This window comes from Paraburkholderia sp. A3BS-1L (assembly GCF_051125215.1).
Lineage (GTDB): Bacteria > Pseudomonadota > Gammaproteobacteria > Burkholderiales > Burkholderiaceae > Paraburkholderia.
Genome location: NZ_CP120443.1, coordinates 113,187 through 134,243 on the forward strand (window position 1 = coordinate 113,187; position 21,057 = coordinate 134,243).

At 65.8% G+C, this 21,057-nt stretch carries 14 protein-coding genes and 2 pseudogenes; 5 read left to right on the forward strand and 11 right to left on the reverse strand.

From position 1 onward, the window contains the following. Nucleotides 1-89 precede the first annotated feature (89 nt). The 4 genes from P5W99_RS15760 to P5W99_RS15775 all read right to left on the reverse strand — a co-directional run bounded on the left by P5W99_RS15760 (nucleotide 90) and on the right by P5W99_RS15775 (nucleotide 7,158). Nucleotides 90-1,649, reverse strand: a complete 1,560-nt coding sequence (locus P5W99_RS15760) for an efflux transporter outer membrane subunit (RefSeq protein ID WP_421027041.1) — start codon at nucleotides 1,647-1,649, stop codon at nucleotides 90-92. A 54-nt stretch (nucleotides 1,650-1,703) separates the two neighbouring features. Then, complete coding sequence (locus tag P5W99_RS15765) at nucleotides 1,704-4,889, reverse strand: efflux RND transporter permease subunit (RefSeq protein ID WP_434663711.1); 3,186 nt, start codon at nucleotides 4,887-4,889, stop codon at nucleotides 1,704-1,706. Between the two features lie 70 nt (nucleotides 4,890-4,959). After that, on the reverse strand, nucleotides 4,960-6,189 hold the full coding sequence (locus P5W99_RS15770; protein WP_421026122.1) for an efflux RND transporter periplasmic adaptor subunit: 1,230 nt from the start codon (nucleotides 6,187-6,189) through the stop codon (nucleotides 4,960-4,962). A 66-nt stretch (nucleotides 6,190-6,255) separates the two neighbouring features. Then, nucleotides 6,256-7,158 (reverse strand): alpha/beta hydrolase, encoded by a 903-nt coding sequence (locus P5W99_RS15775; RefSeq protein WP_421026123.1) that lies wholly within the window; start codon nucleotides 7,156-7,158, stop codon nucleotides 6,256-6,258. A gap of 199 nt (nucleotides 7,159-7,357) precedes the next feature. On the opposite strand from P5W99_RS15775, the gene P5W99_RS15780 reads away from it, so the two are divergent. Beyond that, complete coding sequence (locus P5W99_RS15780) at nucleotides 7,358-8,362, forward strand: LysR family transcriptional regulator (RefSeq protein ID WP_421026124.1); 1,005 nt, start codon at nucleotides 7,358-7,360, stop codon at nucleotides 8,360-8,362. A gap of 165 nt (nucleotides 8,363-8,527) precedes the next feature. On the opposite strand, the gene P5W99_RS15785 is transcribed toward P5W99_RS15780, so the two are convergent. From P5W99_RS15785 to P5W99_RS15810, 6 genes and pseudogenes are all read right to left on the reverse strand, one after another. Then, the gene (locus P5W99_RS15785) at nucleotides 8,528-10,708 is read right to left on the reverse strand and encodes a YadA family autotransporter adhesin (protein ID WP_434663716.1); all 2,181 of its coding nucleotides are present in this window, start codon (nucleotides 10,706-10,708) and stop codon (nucleotides 8,528-8,530) included. A 64-nt stretch (nucleotides 10,709-10,772) separates the two neighbouring features. After that, a pseudogene (locus P5W99_RS15790) lies at nucleotides 10,773-10,856 on the reverse strand (ESPR domain-containing protein); the annotation flags it as partial. A gap of 524 nt (nucleotides 10,857-11,380) precedes the next feature. Further along, entirely contained in the window at nucleotides 11,381-12,286 is a 906-nt protein-coding gene (locus tag P5W99_RS15795; RefSeq protein ID WP_421026126.1) for a cation diffusion facilitator family transporter, read from the reverse strand. Then, a complete protein-coding gene (gene selD, locus P5W99_RS15800; RefSeq protein ID WP_421026127.1) occupies nucleotides 12,283-13,359 on the reverse strand; it encodes a selenide, water dikinase SelD in 1,077 nt (358 codons plus the stop codon). The genes P5W99_RS15795 and selD overlap by 4 nt, the downstream gene beginning before the upstream one ends. Nucleotides 13,360-13,402: 43 nt before the next feature. Continuing rightward, the gene (locus P5W99_RS15805) at nucleotides 13,403-14,173 is read right to left on the reverse strand and encodes an alpha/beta fold hydrolase (protein ID WP_421026128.1); all 771 of its coding nucleotides are present in this window, start codon (nucleotides 14,171-14,173) and stop codon (nucleotides 13,403-13,405) included. Further along, a complete protein-coding gene (locus P5W99_RS15810; RefSeq protein ID WP_421026129.1) occupies nucleotides 14,170-15,204 on the reverse strand; it encodes a M14 family zinc carboxypeptidase in 1,035 nt (344 codons plus the stop codon). The genes P5W99_RS15805 and P5W99_RS15810 overlap by 4 nt, the downstream gene beginning before the upstream one ends. A 306-nt stretch (nucleotides 15,205-15,510) precedes the next feature. Here P5W99_RS15810 and phnC point away from each other — a divergent pair. The 4 genes and pseudogenes from phnC (at nucleotide 15,511) to P5W99_RS15830 (ending at nucleotide 19,295) form a co-directional block, all read left to right on the forward strand. After that, a pseudogene (phnC, locus tag P5W99_RS15815) lies at nucleotides 15,511-16,375 on the forward strand (phosphonate ABC transporter ATP-binding protein). A gap of 41 nt (nucleotides 16,376-16,416) precedes the next feature. Continuing rightward, nucleotides 16,417-17,403: a phosphonate ABC transporter substrate-binding protein gene (gene phnD, locus P5W99_RS15820; protein WP_434663721.1), complete on the forward strand. Its 987-nt coding sequence runs from the start codon at nucleotides 16,417-16,419 to the stop codon at nucleotides 17,401-17,403. Between the two features lie 8 nt (nucleotides 17,404-17,411). Further along, a complete protein-coding gene (gene phnE, locus P5W99_RS15825) occupies nucleotides 17,412-18,263 on the forward strand; it encodes a phosphonate ABC transporter, permease protein PhnE (RefSeq protein WP_421027042.1) in 852 nt (283 codons plus the stop codon). A 195-nt stretch (nucleotides 18,264-18,458) separates the two neighbouring features. Continuing rightward, a complete protein-coding gene (locus tag P5W99_RS15830) occupies nucleotides 18,459-19,295 on the forward strand; it encodes an EamA family transporter (RefSeq protein ID WP_421026131.1) in 837 nt (278 codons plus the stop codon). A gap of 39 nt (nucleotides 19,296-19,334) precedes the next feature. Here the strand turns inward: P5W99_RS15830 and P5W99_RS15835 are convergent, their stop codons facing one another. Beyond that, complete coding sequence (locus P5W99_RS15835; RefSeq protein WP_421026132.1) at nucleotides 19,335-21,047, reverse strand: PLP-dependent aminotransferase family protein; 1,713 nt, start codon at nucleotides 21,045-21,047, stop codon at nucleotides 19,335-19,337. Between the last annotated feature and the right edge of the window lie 10 nt (nucleotides 21,048-21,057).

Genomic DNA, 21,057 nt, shown 5'->3' on the forward strand with positions numbered 1-21,057 from the left:
TTTCTCGAGTGTACCGATTCGGTTCAGGTCGTTCCCGCGCGTGCGCGCCAGCCGCCTTGCGGCTCGCGCGCATGTCGCCACGGCAGCGCTCAGCGTGAAGCGAGCGGCGCGGCAGTCGCCGAACTTGCGACGGGCGCACCGGCAGCAGGCGCTGAATCAGGCTTCGCATCGCCCCACCCGCCGCCCAGCGCGCGGATCAAATTGACGGTTGCCACCGCCTGCGAGCCTTGCAAATGGCTCGCCTGCAACTGCGAAACCAGCACCGAGCGTTCGCTGTCGATCACATTCAGATAGCTCACCTCGCCTTCTTCATACTGCGTGCGCGAGAGATGCGCGGCGCGTTGCGAGGCGCTCACCGCATCGTCCTGCGCGCCGATCTGGTCGCCGAGCAGGCGCAGGTCGGAGAGATTGTCCTCGACCTCGCGGAACGCCACGAGCACCTGCTGGCGATACTGCGCGACATCCTCGTCGTACTTCGCGCGCGACTGCGCGAGATTGGCCCGGCGCCGGCCACCGTCGAACAGCGGCAGCGTGAGCGCCGTGCCCGCGAGCGGCCCGAGCAGGAACGCGCGGCTCGACCACATGAACAGATCGCCGAGCGTCGCGGATTCATAACCGAACGCCCCCGTGATATCGAGCTTCGGGAAGAACGCCGCCTTCGCAAGGCCCACGCGCGCGTTCGCGGCCGCCATCGCCCGCTCGGCGGCGGCGATGTCGGGACGGCGTTCGAGCAAGGTCGAAGGCAGGCCGGCTGGCACCTGCACGACCACCGGCGCAAGCGGCGTCGCGGGGAACGTGAAGTCGGCCGGCGCCTTGCCCAGCAAGATCGCGAGACTATGCTCCGAAGCCGCGCGCTGGCGCGCCACGCCCACGGCGTCGGCGCGCGCGCTCGCGAGTTCGTTGCGCGCCTGCGAAACGTCGAGCTCGCTGATGTCGCCTTCCTTGAAACGGCGCTCGACGAGCTTGAGCGCGTCCTCGCGCAACGCGACCGTGCGCCGGTAGAGATCGACGTCGGAGTCGAACTGGCGCAACTGGAAGTAGTTCTGCGCGACATCGGCCTGCAACGCGAGCTGCACCGAACGGAACAGCGCCTCGCTCTGCTGCGCATCGGCCTGGGTTGCGTGCACATTCGAGCTCACGCGGCCGAACAGATCGACTTCGTAGCTCGCCGTCGCCTGTGCCCGCCACAGCGTCTGCGCAGGCACGTTGGCGTTCTGCGGCAGATACAGCGAGGCCGGCGAGGCGCGCTCGCGAGTCGGCCCGAAGCCTGCGTCGATGGACGGGAACCACGAGGCGCGCGCCGCCTGCGTCACCGCGCGCGCTTGCTGCACGCGCGCGGCTGCAGCCTTGAGGTCCTGGTTCGCGGCTTGCGCCTGTTCCTCGAGCTGATCGAGCGTGGGGTCGCCGAACGCCTTCCACCACTCGCCGCGATGCGCATCGTCGGCGGGTTGCGCGGGCGTCCAAGTGCCTACGTCGTGCGGACCGGCGAGCTGATCCTGCGTTTGCAGCGGCGCTTCCTTGTACGCCTTCGGCACACCTGCATCGGGCACCTTGTAGGTGGGCTCGACCGAGCACGCGGCCAGCCAGGCGAAAAGCGCCACGCCCGCGGCGAGCCGCGTCACGCGCCAGAATCGGCTTATATCTTCCATGCCGCGATGTTGCGCGGGCGAGGCTGAATAGTTAGTCATCTTTATCATCCTTGCTTACGCGTCCACCGTGGACCTTGTGGTGCGTGCGTTATCTTTTTGCGCGACGTGGATCTTGCCGCCCGCGATCGTGCGCAGCACGACATAGAACACCGGCGTCAGCAACAGGCCGAAGGCCGTCACGCCGAGCATGCCGAAGAACACCGCTACGCCCATCGCGTGACGCATCTCCGAGCCCGCTCCCGACGACAGCACGAGCGGCACCACACCCATGATGAATGCGATGGACGTCATCAGAATCGGGCGCAGGCGCAGCCGGCTTGCCTCGATGGCGGCCGAAAGGGGCGTATATCCGTCGTGTTCGAGTTCGCGTGCGAACTCGACGATCAGGATCGCGTTCTTGGAAGCCAGGCCAACCAGCACCATCAGGCCGATCTGCGTGAAGATGTTGTTGTCGCCCTGGGTGAGCCACACGCCGGTCAGCGCACATAGCACGCTCATCGGCACGATCAGGATCACCGCGAGCGGCAGCGTCAGGCTCTCGTAGAGTGCGGCCAGCACGAGGAACACCAGCAGCACGCTGATCGGGAACACCCAGATGCCCGAGTTGCCCGCGAGGATCTGCTGATACGTGAGGTCGGTCCATTCGAACTTGACGCCGCGCGGCAGCACCTCAGCCGCGATGCGCTCGGCCGCCGCCTGCGCCTGGCCCGACGAGTAGCCCGGCGCGGGCCCGCCGTTGATGTCGGCGGCCGTGTAGCCGTTGTAGCGCACCACCATTTCCGGACCGTAAGTGGGCGTCACCGTCACGAGCGACGAGAGCGGCACCATATCTCCGGCGGCGTTGCGCGTCTTCAGCTGCAGGATGTCGTCGGCCTTCTGGCGGAACGGCGCATCGGCCTGCACGCGCACCTGGTACACGCGCCCGAAGCGGTTGAAGTCGTTCACGTAGAGCGAGCCCAGATAGATCTGCATGGTCTCGAACACATCCGTGACCGGCACGCCAAGCTGCTTGGCCTTGGTACGGTCGAGATCGACATTCAGTTGCGGAACGTTGATCTGATAGCTCGAGAACGTCGGGCCCAGCTCGGGCGTCTTCGCCGCACGCTTCACGAAGTCCTCGGTTGCGCGATTGAGCGCCTCATAGCCGAGCGCGCCGTGGTCCTCCAATTCCATCTTGAAGCCCCCCAGCGTGCCGAGGCCGAGCACCGGCGGCGGCGGAAACACGGCGATGAACGAGTCCTTGATCGCGCCATATTTCTGGTTGAGCGCGCCCGCAATCGCGCCCGCCGCGAGCGCCTTGCTCTTGCGCTCCTTGAACGGCTTGAGCGTGACGAACACGATGCCCGCGCTCGAGCTATTGGTGAAGCCATTCACCGAAAGGCCCGGGAACGCCACCGCGCTTTCCACCCCCGGCTGCTTGAGTGCGATTGCGCTCATGTCGCGAATCACGGTTTCCGTGCGGTCGAGCGAAGCGCCATTGGGCAATTGCGCGAACGCGATCAGGTACTCCTTGTCCTGCGCGGGGACGAAGCCGCCCGGCACGACGCGCGCCATCAGCACCGTGGCGCCGATCAGCACCGCGTACACCGCAAGCATCGCGCCCTTGTGGCGCAGCACGCCGTTCACGCCGCGCCCATAGTCCTCCGAGCCTCGATGAAACACCTTGTTGAAGCGCCGGAAAAAACCGCCCAACAGCGTATTCATCACCCGCGCGAGCCAGTCTTCCTTCTCGCCGTGGCCGCGCAACAAGAGCGCGGAGAGCGCTGGCGAAAGCGTGAGCGAGTTGAACGCCGAAATCACCGTCGAAATCGCGATCGTCATCGCGAACTGCTTGTAGAACTGGCCCGTGAGGCCGCTCATGAACGCGAGCGGCACGAACACGGCCACGAGGGTGAGCGCGATCGCGATGATCGGCCCGCTCACCTCCTGCATGGCTTTATAGGTGGCGTCGCGCGCGGAAAGCCCGCTGGCGATGTTGCGCTCGACGTTCTCCACCACCACGATCGCGTCGTCCACCACGATGCCGATCGCGAGCACCATCCCGAACAGCGACAGGGCATTGATCGAGAAACCGAACGCCAGCAGCAGCGAGAACGTCCCCACGATCGACACCGGCACGGCGATCAGCGGAATGATCGACGCGCGCCACGTTTGCAGGAACACGATCACCACGACCACCACCAGAGCGATGGCTTCGAGCAGCGTATGCACGACTGCCTCGATACTGGAGCGCACGAACTGCGTCGGGTCGTAGACGATGCGGTAGTCCACGCCCGCGGGCATGTCCTCCTTGAGCGCCTTCATCGCCTCGCGCACCTGGTCGGAAATCGCGAGCGAATTCGCGCCCGGCGCCTGGTTGATGGCGAGCGCAACGGCCGGCTTGTTGTCGAGCAGCGAACGCAGGCCATATTCGGACGCGGCGAGTTCGATACGCGAGATGTCACGCAGATAGGTCACGCCGCCATCAGGATTGGTCTTGACGATGATGTTGCCGAATTCGCTTTCCGTGCGCAGACGCCCGCGCGCATTCACGTTCAGTTGCAGCGGCGTGCCGGGCACGCTCGGCGACGCGCCGATCACGCCCGCCGCGACCTGCACGTTCTGCTCGCGAATCGCATTCACTACGTCTTGCGCCGTGAGATTGCGCTGCGCCACCTTCTGCGGATCGAGCCAGATGCGCATGGCGTAATCGCCCGAGCCCCACAGCTGCACCTGGCCCACGCCGCGAATGTTCGAGAGACGGTCCTTGACGTTGAGCAGCGCGTAGTTGCGCAGGTACGTCATGTCGTACTGATTGTTCGGCGAGATCAGGTGCACTACCATCGTGAGCGTGGGCGAGCTCTTGATGGTCGTGATACCAAGGCGCTGGACGTCCTCGGGCAGGCGCGGCAGCGCCTGGTTCACCCGGTTCTGCACGAGCTGGGTGGCCTTGTCGGGGTCGGTGCCCAGCCGGAACGTGACCGTGAGCGTGAGATTGCCGTCGCTATTGGCCTGCGACTGCATGTACAGCATGTTCTCGACGCCGTTGATCTGCTCTTCGAGCGGCGCGGCCACGGCTTCGGCAATCACCTTGGGGTTCGCGCCCGGATACTGCGCATGGACGACCACCGAAGGCGGCACGACTTCGGGATACTCGGAGATCGGCAACTGGAACAGTGCTATCACCCCGGCCAGCAGAATCAGCACGGACAGCACGCCCGCGAAGATCGGCCGGTCGATGAAGAATTTCGAAATGTTCATGGGTCGCTCTATATTTCGGATGACTAACTGGCGGCGAGATCGCGCTCGCGCAGAGGGCGAGCACCGCGCTTCAGGAAGCCTTGGCCGCCCTGGCAGGGGAATTTTCAGGCGAAGGCGCAGCCGCATTGGCCACGCCCGCGTCCGGGTCGCCGTTCATCGGCACCTCGTGGGAGCGCACGGCCTCGCCCGGCCGCACGCGCTGCGTGCCGTTCACGATCACGCGCTCGCCTGCCTGCAGGCCGCCCACGATCACGCGCAAATTGCCCTGCTGCCCGCCGGTGCGCACGGTGCGGTACGCGACCTTGCCCGCGCCATCGACGACATACACGAACTTCTTGTCCTGGTCCGTGCCGATGGCCGCTTCGTCGACGAGCAGCGCAGCGTGAGGCGCGCTGCCGCTCACCTTGATGCGTGCATAGAGGCCCGGCACGAGCGCGCCGTCGGCGTTGTCGAAGCGCGCACGCACGCGGATCGTGCCCGAGGACGTGTCGAGCCGGTTGTCCACCGACTCGATCGTGCCGCTGCGCGAATAACCGGTTTCGTTCGCGAGTCCCAGTTCAACGGGGACTTTGGAGCCGTCTTTCATGCGGCTGATGTAGTCGAGATAGGTCTGTTCGTCGGCGTCGAATTCGGCGTAGATCGGCGACACCGAAACCAGCGTCGTGAGCGGCGGCGCGCTCGCCCCCGCCGACACCACGTTGCCCACCGTGATCTCGGCGCGCGAAACGCGGCCCGACACCGGCGCGACGATGCGCGTATAGCCGAGGTTGATCTGCGCGGCTTCGAGCGCCGCTTGCGCGGCCTTCAAATTCGCATTCGCCTCGCGCGCGGCATTCTGCTTTTCGTCGTAGTCGCGCTTCGCAATGGCGTTATCGCCAATCAGGCGCTGCGCGCGCTGCCAGTCGCTCTGCGCGTAGCCAGTGCGCGCCTGCGCGGCGGCCAGTTGCGCGGCGGCCTGATCGACGGCGGCTTGATACGGGCGCGGGTCGATCACGAACAGCGTGTCGCCCTTGTTCACGAGCGCGCCATCACGGAAATTCACCGAGACGATCGTGCCGGAAACCTGCGGGCGCACCTCGACTTTCTCGACGGCGGCCATGCGGCCCGAGTAGCTCTGCCAGTCGGTGACGTTGCGCTTGAGTACGGCGGCGACATCCACCTCGGGTGCGGGTGGCGCTTCGGCGGCCACGGCCGGGTGCGAATCGAGACGCATGGCGACGAGCGAGCCGAGCCCCGCAACGACGAGAACAGCGGCCACCACGAGTGCAATGCGCGTACGTGAATGCGAGTTGAGAGACATAGCGAGCTCCAGCGAAATGGATTGATTGTTTTTCGATAAATACTTTTGCGCGCCGCTGCGGCGGCGCTACCAGACCACGCCGGCTTCGAAACAACAGCGGAAAAAGCGCACCGCCTCGGCCAGCGCTTCGGGATGCGCACCAATCTGCGCATGCGAAACGCTTGGATAACGCATTACGTGCGTGCGCACACCCGCTTCGATCAGGCGCGTTGCATACTTCTCCGCTTCGATATGCAGAACATCGTTTTGCGCCGTGACGATGAACGTGGGCGGCAAGCCGGCGAGGCGCGAAGACTCCAGCGGCGCTGCATACGGATGCATGCGCTGCGAGGCTTCAGGCAAATAGGCGCGATAGCAGGCCGCGCATTCGCTCGCGGAAATGTCCGAAGCGAGCCGTGCTTCGTCACCCAGGCGCGTGAGGCTCGGGTCGAGCATCGGCGCAAACAGCGCCTGTGCGGCGAGGCGCACATCGCCGCGATCGCGCGCCATGAACGCGAGCACATTGGCGATCTGGCCGCCCGCGTCATGCCCCGCCGCAACGACGCGCTTCGCGTTGCCGCCGAATGCGCGCGCCCGTGCGCGCACCCATTGCGCAGCGAGATACGCGTCTTCGGGCGCGGCCGGAAACGGAAACCGGGGCGCGAGCGAATAATCCACCGAAACCACGAGCGCTGGTAAGTGCTCTGCGAAAAAGCGGGCGGCGCGATCGGCGTCGTCGAGCGTGCCGCGCACGAACCCGCCGCCATGGAAATACAGCAGCACCGGCAAATTGTTCGCGCCGCGCGGGCGGTACATGCGCAGCACGATGTCCTGCGCATGACCGGGGATCGTCGCTTCGCTCACGTCGATGGGCTTGGGCGCGCGTGTCTTCGCCGAAGAGGCCGCTGCCTGGCGCACGGGCGCGGGTTTATCGGCGAGCACGGACAAGTCAGCGGAAATCCACGGCGTCGAGCGTTTGAAGGGATCCATGTCGAAACAGCGCAATGCGCGAGATTAGATTCGAATGATGCGCATTGTGGGTTCGGCAGATCTGCAAATAAATGCCTATAATCCGTCAACACAATTCGGCGCACCTGAACAATCAGTTTCCTTTTATTCGCGCGACCGGCCCGGCAAAAGCGGGTGCGGGTCGGCGCGGTGTGCGTCCGATGTCTTTCGGAGAGTGGCAATGGACCGCCTTCAGGCCATGCAGGTGTTCACCCGCGTCGTCGATACCAACAGCTTCACGCGCGCAGCCGAGACGCTCGACATGCCGCGCGCCTCGGTCACGACGATCATCCAGAATCTCGAAGCGTTTCTCGGTGTGCGCCTCATGCACCGCACCACGCGTCGTCTTTCGCTCACGCCCGATGGCGCAGCGTATTACGAGCGTTGCGTGCGCATTCTTTCCGACGTGGAAGAGACCGAGCAAACCTTCCAGGACCGCAATCGCAAGCCGCACGGCAAGCTGCGCATCGACATGCCCGGTTCGATCGGGCGCCTCATCGTGATTCCATCGCTATGCGAATTTCATGGGCGCTATCCTGACATCGATCTGCAACTGGGCTTGACCGACCGTCCCGTCGACCTGCTCCAGGAGGGCGTGGATTGCGTCGTGCGCGTGGGCGCGCTGCAGGATTCGTCGCTGGTCGCGCGCCGCATCGGCTTGTTCGAAGGCGTGTCGTGCGCGTCGCCTTCGTACCTGGAACGCCACGGCACGCCGCAAACGCTAGAAGAGCTCGCGGAGCATCGCGCCGTGAATTATTTTTCGCAGCGCACGGGGCGCGTGATCGACTGGGCGTTTCTCGTCGACGGCAAGGAAGTGGAAATCAAGCTCAAGAGCATGGTTTCGGTGAACGACGCCGACGCCTATGTGACTTGCGGCATCGAAGGCTTCGGCCTGATTCAGGGGCCGCGCTACATGGTGCTGCCGCACCTGAAGTCCGGGGCGCTCGTCGAAGTGCTGCCCGACTTCAAGCCGCTGCCCATGCCGATTTCGGCCGTGTATCCGCATAGCCGGCATTTGTCGCCGAAAGTGCGCGTGTTCGTCGACTGGATCGCCGAAGTCTTCGACCGTTGCCCGCTGTTGAGCGGCCGCGCCTCGCTCGACAAGACCTGCACGATGCGCACGCTCGAAGAGCGGGAAAACGCACCGGCGCTCGAAACGCCGGTGATTTCGGAATGGGCCGCATAGGCCGGGCGGCATGGACGCTGAAGCTTGCGGACCTCCATTCGCCCCCGTCAAAATGAACTACACCCCAACGGCTGGACGGAGATCCAGTCTTCGGGGTGTTGATTGCCCCGCCCGGTCACGCGCCGCCGCACAGGTAGGCCGCGACGGCGCATAACCAGGTTTCGATCAGAACTCGTAGCCGACCTGAGCACGCGCGGCGGTATTGCCGGTGTTGGTGACCGATACGCCGCCGTTCACGAGCCAGCGCATGTTCGTCGAACGATACGTCACGCCCACGGCCGCCGCACTGCCGCCCATGTAGTAGCCGCCGCCGGCCGCGACCACGGTGCGCCCCGGACCCGAAGGCGTGAGGTTCGGCATGGCCATCGCCGCCGCCACGCCCGCGTATGCGTTCTTCGAAACCATGTTGATCGAGCTCTGCAGATTGCCGACCTGCTGGCCGAACGTGTTCGATTGCTGCGCGATCGAGTTGTTCAACTGGTTCAGGTTGACCGCATCGGTGCCTTCGGTGCCGGCCGCGACGTTGGTGATCTGACGCTCGCTGCCGCCCGCCCCAACCGAAACGGAGTTATCGCGGTTGGCCATCGAGCCCGCGCCCAGCGCGACCGAGTTGTGCGCCCGTGCCACCGCGCCCGCGCCGACCGCCGTCGACTGGCCGCCGGCCGCCACGGCATTCGCGCCCGCGGCAGTCGCGTGCGCGCCTGTTGCAGCCGCGACTTCGCTGTTGCGGTCGCCGGTTGCCGCGAACATCGGGGTGCCGCCGTTCTGCGCGATGTTGGTCACCGTGGTAATTGCATCGTTTAACTGACCGACGTTGACTGCATCGGTAGTAGCCGTACCGGCCGCCACGTTGTGGAGCGCAACCGCCGTGGCCGAGCCGTTGCCGCCGAGCGTCACCGAATCGTGCGCCGACGAATCGTACGCCACTGCATTCGCCACCTGACCGCTCAGGTTCGACATGTTGCCCTGGCGGCTGGCGATATCGGTCGTGTTCTGCGTCACGCGGCCATCGAGGTTCGTGACCGCCGAGCCCACGTCGTTGACCGTCATGCCGCCCACCACGTACGAAGGCGCGGTGACCGTGCCATCGCTGCTCACCGCCGATCCGCCGCCCAGCGCGCGAGCCGTAGAAACAGCTTGTGCGAAGAGTTGCGAGCCGTTCACGGCATCGGTGCTTGCGGCATTCACCTTGCCCGCCGACACGCCGGTCAGCGCGCGCGTACCCGCCGTGCCCGCGAAGTCCACGACCGTGCCGTCCGTGCTATTCGCGACCGTGATGTTGCGTGTCGCCGCGTCCTGTTGCACCAGACCCACCGAACCGCTGCTAATCTCGTCGGCAAGACTGGTTACGCGCCCATCGAGGTTCGTGAGCGAGTCGCCGACGTTGTCGAATGTCTTGCCGCCCACCACATACGCCGGGGCCGAGATCGAACCATCCGGATTGACCTTTGCACCGCCACCCATCGCGCTCGCCGTCGAACTGGCCACGCCATGGAGCTGCGAGCCATTCACCGCATCGGTGCTCGCGGCAGTCACCGCACCGGCCGCCACACTCTTCAGCGTGCGGGTGTTGCCGCTCTTGTCGGCAAAATCCACCGCTGCGCCATCCGTGTCCTTGCCAACGGTGAGGTCCGCGCCCGCCGATGCCTGCTGCACCATGCCAATCGTGCCGCTATTCAGGTTGTTGTTGATCGTGCTGATGTCGCCCTGAATCGAGGTGATGTCCGTGCTGTTTTGCGTCACGCGGCCGTCAAGATTCGTGATCGAAGCCGTGTTGGCTTCAATCGACGACGTGTTCGATTCGACGTGCCGATGGCGATGGCGATGGAGCGCAGCCCGCTCGGCATTGGCGGACTGGCCCATGCTGATGGCGCCTGTGCCGGTAGCGGTCGAGACGAAGCCGTTGGCGATGCTGTAGTTGCCATTGGCGAGAGACTCACGGCCCATGGCGATCGCACCGAGACCGCCAGCCGTCGAGTTGCCGCCAAGCGCCATGGAAAAGTTTCGGCTTGCGGAGGAATGCGCGCCCAACGCAACGCCGGTCTCCCCCATCACCGAAGCGCTGTCGCCCAGCGCAACGCCACCGCCGCGGCCATTGCTGTTGTAGCCGTCGAGTTTGAAGATCGCGTCGTCGGCCTTGTTGACCTTGGTGGACGCATAGATACCGATCGACACATAGGCGCCCAGTGCATACTGGTTGTCCCAACCCTTCGTGGGTGCGTACGCGCCGTTGCGGTAGAGATACTGATAGTAGTCGGTCGTGGCGCTGTCGTAGGTGCCGTACAGCGCCGTGCCGTTGGCCGCCACCGAACCGGCCTCGGCAATCCCCCGGCGCGGCCAGGCCAAACGTCAGGGTCGTCAGCGCAATCGCGGCAATCGACGACAAGAGTCGAGCCTTGCGCGAAGCGCCCTTCTTGCGCCCACAAGCCAATTCCGAAGCCGCAACCCAACTTGCGGTAGTTTCATTCCAGACGACGCGATATGCCTTATTCATAATTTTCCACCAGAGCCAGGAAATGACTGGACAGGCGTGGTCCGCGCGGAACGCAATACGTCCGCGGATCAAAATCCTCAGTTGCCAATCCAGCGATTTATTACTTGACGAATAATTTGCAGTCCTGCTTTTTCAGCAACACAGCTATAGGTTCATCACCGTGAAATCCGGCGGGTGCGGGTTTCGTGCGCGCCACCTCACGGGAGATCACTGAAGCTCATCGACTACGTTTGTAGGATTATTCGCACAGGACCTGGCAATGAATAAGACGATTTCTATTTCGATATAGGAATCCAGGAACCTGCCGCAAAAGCCTTTTGACTCGCGGTGCGCTGTCGGGCGCAGCGGACAATGCACCACCGCCCCAAGTATTTAGGGGCGGATATTAAAGGAGATTCGGAGAGGCCCGAAAGTGACGTCGTCAGCCGATTCGTGACGAACAGCGGGACTATGATGGGGTCAGGATAAAGGCCATGGCGTTCATCGATGTCGCCATGGCCCATGCAGATTAAATTAAATCGCGCTTAGCGCTTTACGAAATCCGGTTCGAAGAACACCCAGCGCACCACCGGAAATCTCGCCTGCAAATCGGCTTCGATTACATTGATCGCCTCGACCATCGTGCGGCTATGGTCGTAATCGATCATCTCGGCCTGCACGGCGACGACCACCTCCTTGCCCCATTGCAGCGTGATGAGGCTGATGATGCCGCGAATCTCCGGCCGCGCACGCAAGAACGCCTCGATGTCGCGACGCATTTCCGGGCTCGCCGATTCGCCCACGATCATCGACTTCACCTCGCGCGCGATGAACCATGAAATCAGCATCAGCAGCACGCCCACGCCGATCGAGCCGCACGCGTCCCATACCGGATTGCCGGTGATGACCGTCGCCAGCACCGCCGCGAACGCAATGGCGAGACCTGCGAGCGCGGCAATGTCCTCGCCGGCCACCACGAGCAGATCGGAGTCGCGCGTTTCGCGCGCCCAGCGCCACAGCGACTTCGTGGGCGCGCCCTTGCGAATTTCGCGCAGCGCCCCGTAAAGCGAGAGCGCTTCGAGCACCACGGAAATGCCCAGCACCGCGAGCGCCACATACGTGTATTGCAGCGGCTCGCGCGCGATCAGCCGGTGAATGCCTTCGTACACCGAGAACGCGCCGCCCACGAAGAACAGCAGCAGCGCCACGAGCAGCGAATAAAAGTTGATCGCGCGGCCCGCGCCCATCGGATGCAGCGGCGTGGGTGGCTCGCGCGACTGGCGCAGGCCGAACAGCAGCAGCAGTTGATTGCCGCAATCGGCCGTCGAGTGGATGGCCTCCGCGAACATCGAGCCCGAACCCGTAAACGCCGCCGCTGCGTACTTGCAGATCGCGATGCCGGTGTTCGCCGCGAGGGCGTAGATAATGGCCTTCGGCGACTCTCCGCTCATGCGACTTCCACGCGTGCGGGCCCGTCCGTCAATTCGCCGATCACGCGCGCATCCGCGAAGCCGTCCGCGTGGAAGCGCGCAAGCACGGCATCCACTTGCTCCGGCGCGCAAGCCACAAGCAGGCCGCCCGAGGTTTGCGGATCGGTGAGCAGCGTGCGTGCGCTGTCCGGCAACTGGGCCGCGAGCGTCACGCTCTCGCCATACGAGGCCCAGTTGCGGCCCGACGCGCCCGTGAACACACCTTGCGCCACGAACGCCTCCACGCCCGGCAGCCACGGCAGATCGGCATAGCGCACGCGCGCCGTGAGATTCGCGCCGCGCGCGATTTCGAGCGTATGGCCCAGCAGGCCGAAGCCGGTCACGTCGGTCATCGCGTGCACGCCATCGAGTTCGGCGAGCGCCGCGCCCGGCTTGTTGAGCATCGTGGCGGCCGCAACCATCGCGCGGTAGCCGGCGTCGTCGAGCAGGTCCTTCTTGAGCGCGGCCGACAGCACCCCCACGCCCAGCGGCTTGCCGAGCACCAGCACGTCGCCCGCGCGCGCCGAGGCATTGCGCTTCACGCGCTCCGGATGCACGATGCCGAGCGCGGCGAGCCCGTAAATCGGCTCGACCGAATCGATCGAATGGCCGCCCGCCACCGGAATGCCGGCTGCCGCGCACACGTCCTCACCGCCGCGCAGCACCTGGGCGATCACTTCGTGCGGCAGCACGTTGATGGGCATGCCCACCAGCGCAAGCGCGAGAATCGGCTTGCCGCCCATCGCATAGACGTCCGAGAGCGCATTCGTGGCCGCGATGCGGCCGAAATCGTAGGGATCGTCGACGATCGGCATGAAGAAGTCGGTGGTCGCGACGATGGCCTGCTCGTCGTTGAGCTTGTAGACGGCGGCGTCATCGGCCGTTTCGGTGCCGACCAGCAGGTTCGGAAACGTGGCCGTGAGCGGCGTGCTGCGCGCGAGCAGCGCGGAAAGTACGCCCGGCGCGATCTTGCAGCCGCAGCCGCCGCCGTGCGAGAGGCTCGTGAGGCGCGGCGCGGCGGGCGCGGGGCGGTCGTTGTCGTTCGTGTGCGTCATATGCGGAGTGTTCCAGGGGAAAGCCGGAAAAACGGTCCGCATATTATGGGGCAAACCCCGCGGGCGCGATGGCGCGCTGCGGCCCGGCCTCGCAAACCGCATCCACGAGCCATTGCGGGTCGTCGTGCGGCAGATCGTGGCCCGCCCACGGATGCTCGCGATGCGCCGCGCTCCACGCCCGCGCGAGCCGCGCCGAGCATGCTGGATTCACGAGACGATCCTCGCGCGAAGACAGCACGAGCGCCGGACAAGGCGGCACGCCGCGCACCTCGTAGCGCGCCGCCGCCAGCATCTGGCGCAACGCATTGGCGCGGCTCACGGGAGCGCTCGCGCGGATCGCGCACCAGTCGTCGAGATCGGAGGCGAGCGTGTCGCAGCGCGCGCAGGTGCGCGCGTGGATTGCCGCTTCGGCCACGCCATCGCGCCAGTGCCAGGCCGCACGCAGCAGCGCGGGCCACGCGGCGGGCCGCAGCCGCTCGTAAAAGCGGCTATAGGGCCGCATGCTCGTGTTGACGAGCACGAGCTGCTCGATCTCGTCGGGAAAGCGCAGCGCCCACGCCGAAGCCACCATGCCGCCCAGCGACATCGCCAGCACCCGATGCGGCGGCCGCGCGCCGCGCCGCTGCACTTCTGCGCGCACGGCGTCCACATAGGCATCGACATCGATGGGCGAGCGCAGATGCGCAAGCATGCCGTTGCCGGGCAAGTCGAGCGGCAGCACCGCGCCGCAACGCGTTTCGAGCAGAGGCGCGAACGCGCCCCAGTGGCGCGACTCGCGCGTAAGGCCGCGCAGCAGGATCCAGCGCGCCGTCATGAACCCGGCTTCCGGTACCAGTGCCCGATCGCGCTTTGCAGCACCTGCTGGCGCGCCACGCCCTGCGGCAGCCAGCGCGGCGACGAAAACGCGGCGCGCGTGAGGAATTCGAACAGGTTCGCGTGACGCCGCAAAACACGCGCGGTGCGGTGCTGCATGACCGGATTGAACATGCCCTGGCGGGAAAAAAGCTGGCGCGGATTCTTCTTGATCCAGAGCCACGAGCCCAATTCGAGCGTGAGCGGCAGGAATATGCTGGCCGTGGGCGCGCGGTCGTACGCGCAATCCCAGAGATCGCCGTGCAGCAGATACTGGTGGCTCTGCGGCTCGAACGTATAGCCGTGATGCGGATGCGCACGCTCGAACATCGTCTTGAGCACGTACATCTCGGGCAAGTGGCGCATGAGCTGACGCGTGCGCGCGTACGGAAACCAGATGCTGTCGCTCCAGCCATAGCCCGAGTGACAATCGAGCGCGAACGCGAGTGGCCGATGCGCGAGCTCCTCGTCGACGACCTTCAGCAGCGCCGCCGCCTCCGGCTCCATGCGCGCGCCGCGCTCGCCGCGATACCACGGCAGCCAGGAGCCTACGCGCTGGCCGCCCGCGAGAAACGGCACATGCTCGTCGGCGTCCTGCGGCGCGTTGCGCATGAGGTCGACGCCGTTCGGATTCGCGCGCGTGGCGAGCCACATGCCGCCGGGATTGACGATCGGCATGATGACGAGCCGCACCGATTCGAGCTGGCGCATCAGCAGTTCGTCCCACGCGAGACGCCCGATGAGCGCGCGCATGTAATCGAGCACGAGTTGCGAGCCAATGCGCTCAAGCCCGTGAATGCCGCCGAAAAAGCCGATCGCAGGCGCATCCGGATCGCGCGAGCCCGCCGCAGCCACGTAAAGCGAGAACGCGCGGCCGCGCACTTCGACCTCGCCCGCGCTGCGGATGTCGAACCAGTTGGCGCCGGCATCGAGAAGCGTTTTCAGGTCCTCGTATTCCGCGAAGCTATCGGGTAGGAAGCTTAGTCCGGGCATCTCTGTCCAATGGATTTGCCATGAAAAACCGGGGCCAGCACGCACGTCTGCCCACAATATAGCCCGTTCGCCGGGCGTTGCGCGTGACACGTGAGAGGCATCACACAGATGTCACGCGCGCTCGCGCTGTCATGTGACCGACATGTTTCGGACCCGCCCGAAGCGCACAGAAATCACTCGAAAAGCGCACGGTCCCGCAAGACATGTAGTCGTCTAGACGTCGCGATGCCTTCACTCAACCGTCATAGTCGCTTCCTGGAATGTCCCGGACTCAATCAACGACGCGTGGCCACACGACGAATCGGCATGAACGCAATCCGTATCGAACGTCTCTCGAAGACCTTTGGTGGGGGGCGCCCTGGCAAGGGCGCCTCAGCCGGAGGCGCGAACCGCAAGGCGCTCGACGAAATCAATCTGCACGTGAGCGTGGGCGAGATGGTCGCGCTGCTCGGCGCATCGGGCTCGGGCAAGTCTACGCTGCTGCGCCATATCGCTGGCTTCGTGGCTGCCGATCCACAACCTTCGCAGATCGAAATACTTGGCCGGCCGATTCAGCGCAACGGACGCATCGTGCGCGAAGTGCGCCGCATTCGCCGCGATATCGGCTTCGTGTTTCAGCAGTTCAATCTCGTGAACCGGCTCACGGTGGAAACCAACGTGCCGATTGGCGCACTCGCGCGCCTGCCGCCGTGGCGCCGCCTCACCGGGTGCTTTCCGCGCAGCGAGCGTGAACGCTCGGCGGCGGCGCTCGCGCAAGTGGGCATCGGCGACAAGGCCGGCGAACGCGCCGCGAATCTCTCGGGCGGCCAGCAGCAGCGCGCCGCGCTCGCCCGCGCGCTGGTGCAGCGCGCGCGTGATTCTCGCCGACGAACCGATTGCCTCGCTCGACCCGGAATCGTCGCGCCGCGTGATGGACATGCTGCGCATGCTCAACCGCGATCACGGGCTCACGGTGGTGGTGTCGCTGCATCAGGTCGATATCGCAATGCAGTACTGCCCGCGCACGGTCGCACTGCGCGATGGCCGCGTGGTCTACGACGGCCCGTCCGCCGCGCTCACGCCCGCCCTGCTGCAACAGCTTTACGGCAGCGCCGCGCTCGAATTGCTCGAAGCCGATGCGGCTGCTCACGCGGTCGAGCAGTGCTTCGGCGCGCAGTCCAAAGCAGTCTGATCACGCCAACCTTCCCCTCACACATACGGACCCGCCCTCTCATGAAACTGCTCCGTTCCATGCTCTCCTGGTGCGCCGCCGGCGCCGTCGCGGTCGCCTCGCTGGGCGCCGCGGCCGCTCACGCGGAAGACATCGACTTCGGCATTATCTCGACCGATTCCTCCGCGGTGCTCCAGCAGCGCTGGCAGCCGTTCATCGACGACATGAACCGCCAGACCGGCTTGCACGTGAGCGCATTCTTCGCCACCGACTACTCGGGCATCATCGAAGCGATGCGCTTCAACAAGGTGCAGATCGGCTACTTCGGCAACGCCTCCGCCATGGAAGCCGTGGACCGCTCGAACGGAGAGATCTTCGCGAAGGTGCTCTACGCCAACGGCGCCGCGGGCTACAAGTCGGTGCTCATCACCAACGTCAACAGCCGCGTGAAGACGCTCGACGATGTATTCAGGAACACCAGGGATCTCACGCTCGGCTGGGGCGACCCGAATTCCACCTCGGGCACGCTGATTCCGGGCTATTACCTGTTCGCGCAGCGCGGCGTCCAGGTGAATGCGTCGACGTTCAAGACGGTGCTGCCGTCGAGCCACGAAGCGAACCTGCTCGCGGTAGTCAACAACAAGGTCGACATCGCGACCAACAACACGCTAGAGCTCGCCAACCTGCAACAAAAGCATCCGGACCAGTTCGCCCAGGTCCGCGTGCTGTGGACCTCGCCGCTGATCCCGTCCGATCCGCTCGTGTGGCGCAAGGATCTGCCCGAAGCGACCAAACAGAAGCTGCGCGACTTCTTCTATCGCTATGCGAAAACCGATCCGAAGGAGAAGCAGATCATGGCCGGCATCACGGGCTACGCAGGCTTCGCGCCCGCCTCCGACGCCCAGCTGGTGCCGATCCGCGAAGTCGCGCTGTCCCGCCAGAAAGAGAAGATCGCCGCCGACACGCACCTCTCCGACGCAGACCGCAAGAGCCAGATCGCGGCCATCGACGCGAAGATCGGTGCGCTCTCGAACGCCGCGAAGCCGTAATGGGCACGATGGACTTCGACGCATCGCGGCTCGCGCCACCGACGTCCAATCCGACGTCCAATCCGGCGGTCGCAACGCAGGGTGCAACGCAAGCCGCCGCAGCGGGCAAGCGCAGCTGGTGGTCGCTCGTGCCGTGGGCGCTCGTGTTCGTGCTGCTCGGCGCAGCGTGGCGCGGCGCGGACATGCGCCCGCTCGAACTCTTCGCCGACTCGCAAAACATGGGCACCTTCGCGCTCGGCTTCTTCCCGCCCGACTTCACCGAATGGCGCACCTATGTGCACGAGATGTGGGTAACCGTGGCGGTGGCGCTGTGGGGCACGGCGCTCGCGATCGTCTGCGCGGTCCCTTTCGGGTTGATGTCGTCGCACAATCTCGCGCCGCGCTGGCTCCTGCATCCGGTGCGCCGCCTGATGGACGCGTGCCGCGCCATCAACGAGATGGTGTTCGCGATGCTCTTCATCGTCGCGGTGGGCCTCGGGCCATTCGCAGGCGTGCTGGCGCTCTGGGTCCACACCACGGGCGTGCTTGCCAAGCTCTTCGCCGAAGCCGTCGAAGCCATCGATCCGCGCCCCGCCGAGGGCGTGCGCGCGACCGGCGCCACGCCGCTCGACGAGATCATCTATGGCGTGCTGCCCCAGGTCATGCCGCTGTGGATCTCGTACGCGCTTTACCGGTTCGAATCGAACGTGCGCTCGGCGATGGTGGTAGGCATGGTGGGCGCGGGCGGCATCGGCGTCGTGCTCTATGAGGAGATCCGCTCGTTCGACTATGCGCAGACGAGCGCGGTGCTGATCATGGTGATCGCCGTGGTCACGGTGATCGACCTTGTCTCGGCGAAGCTGCGCGCACGCGTGATCTGACGCTGCCCGCGCGCATCCCCTGCTCATCGCCGGCGGGCGAGGCGAAGCGCGGGCTGCATGGCATCCGCCGTGCAGCCCGCGCTTTTTCTTTTGGGCGGCGCTGCCTGGCGTTCTGGCGCTACGGCAGATTCGCTGGAATAATCGGCTGCTTGCGGCCGCAACCGCATCCTCCTCCCCATTCTTCGCGCTCGTTCGATGGCAAGCTTCGTGGTCCTGCTGGTTCTGCTTTCGGCGCTCATGCATGCGAGCTGGAACGCCTTCCTTCACCTCTCGGGCGACCGCGTCTGGCTGCTCGGCATGTTCTCGGTGCCTTATGTGCTGGTGAGCGCGGTCGGCGTATGCGTGCTGCCGCCGCCCGATCCCGCGAGCTGGCCGTATATCGCGGCATCGGCGCTGCTCGAATTCGCGTACTGCTTCGCGCTGATCCGCGCCTACCGCAGCGGCGACTTCGGGCAGATCTACCCGATCGCGCGCGGCCTCTCGCCGTTGCTCGTGTTCGTGGGCGCGCTGGTATTCGCGCACGAGGATCTGCATGCGCTCGCCGCCACCGGCGTGCTGCTCGTCTCGCTCGGCATCATGTCGCTCGCGTTCCGGCGCGGCATGCGCTTTTCGGGTGAAAGCGTGCCCTGGGCGCTGGCGACGGGCTTCTTCATCGCAACCTATTCGATCGTCGATGGCCTCGGCGCGCGCCTCGCCGGCAACCCGCTCAGCTACATCATGTGGGTCTATCTGCTCTGGAACGTCCCGCAGTTCATCGTGGTGTGCAAGCTGCGCGGCGGCGCGGCGCAAATGTTCGTTTCGAAGGGCAACGCCGTGCGCGGCATGCTCGCGGGCGTGCTGGCGCTCACCGCGTATTGCCTCGTAATCGAGGCGTTCCGCTATCTGCCGATCGCGATGGTGTCCGCGCTGCGCGAGATGTCGTCGATCTTCGCGGTGCTGATCGGGTGGCTGTTCATGCGCGAAAAACTCACGGCGCGCCGCCTGGTTGCCTGCGTGCTGGTGACGTGCGGGGCGGTGTTGATCCGGATGTAACGGACGCGAGCGAGGCATCGAGCCGATGCCGCCGGCGCTTCACCCCAGCACCGGCAAACTCGCATCGATCGCCTCCGCAAGCGTATCGAACGCCGGCGCGATCTCCTCGTCGGGCACGCACGCATAGCCGACCAGCAAGCCCGACGCCGCGCGCTCGCGCGCCGAGTAATAGCCGGAAAGCGGCCGCACGACGATATTGCGCGCGAGCGCGGCCTCGGCCACGGCGCGGTCGTCGCTGCCCTCGGGCAACTGCATGACTACGTGCAGGCCCGCGTCGCCGCCCATCGCGGGCAACGCGTCGCCGTAACGGCGTGCGACCGCATCGAGCAGCACCTGGCGGCGCTGGCCATACAGCGCGCGCATTTTGCGGATGTGCGAGGTGAAATGCCCTTCGGCGATGAACTCCGCCAGCACGGCCTGCTGCAAGAGCTGGCCCTCGCGATATAGCTCGGCGCTCGCGGTCGCGAAGCTTTCGGCAAGCGGCTCCGGCGCGACGAGATAGCCCACGCGCAGCCCCGGAAACAGCGTCTTGCCGAAACTGCCCACGTAGATCACCTGCCCCGCCGTGTCGAGCCCCTGCAGCGACGCGAGCGGCCGGCTGCCGTAGCGGAACTCGCTGTCGTAGTCGTCCTCGATGATCCAGCATTGGTGCTGGCGCGCGTACTCGAGCAGCATGCGGCGGCGCGCGAGGCTCATCACCATCCCGAGCGGGTACTGGTGCGAGGGCGTGACGAGAATGAGCTTCGGCGGCGCGGCGGCGAAATCGTCGGGCGACGGGTTGATGCCCTCGCTGTCCACCGCGATCGGGCGCGGCTTGAGGCCGGAGACCTGCATCACGCTGCGCACGCCCCAATAGCACGGGTCTTCGGTCCAGATCGTGTCGCCAGGGTCGGAGAGCAGACGCACGGCCAGGTCCACCGACTGGTGAATGCCCGTCGTGATGATGATCTGCTCGGGCGAGCAGCGCACCGAGCGCGACGTGCGCAGGTAATCGGCCAGCACGTGGCGCAATAGCGCGAGGCCGCCGCCCGGCGCATAAGTGAGCAGATCGGGGCGCAGGCTGCGCCAGTACTTGTTGTGCAGGCGCGTCCAGATGCGCGCCGGGAAGCGCGAAACATCAGGCACGCCCGGCATGAATGCGCCGCCCTGTCGCTTCGAGACGCCCGCGCCCGCAATCAGGCGCGCGCCGCGCGTGGAGAGCGCGCGGGCTGCCGTGCGCTGGGCCAGGGTCGCGAGCGGCACGGGCCCGCTCAAGGCATCGGCGCGACGATTCGGTGTGGCGGCCATCTGCGCAGCCGGCGCGGAGGGCACTGCCGGCGCCGCACCCAAGCTCGCCCATGCCTGCCCTGCAAGGCTGTTAGTTGCGATGCCCCCCGGATCCCCGCCCCTGCGCGCCGGCCCAAAATAAGGCGCGGATCCAGATCTATCGACATTTCTGCCCCCTTGCAGAGAGCCAATTTCCGCCGCGCCAACGATCTCGTCGGGCGACGTATCGGCAACAAAGGTGCCGCGCCCCGTCGCCGAAGTCACATAGCCTTCGAGCACTAGCTGCTCGTACACCTGCGTGACGGTATTGCGCGCGATCCCCAACTCGGCCGCCAGCAGCCGCGACGACGGCACTCGCGCGCCCGCCGGCAGCTCGCGCGAGAGGATCGCCTGCTGCAGCAGACGGTGCAGTTGCCGGTAGACCGGCTGCCCGCTGCCACGCTCGAGCCGCTGGGCCAGCCAGTCGGACAGAACACTCGCTCGCACGAAATTGGCT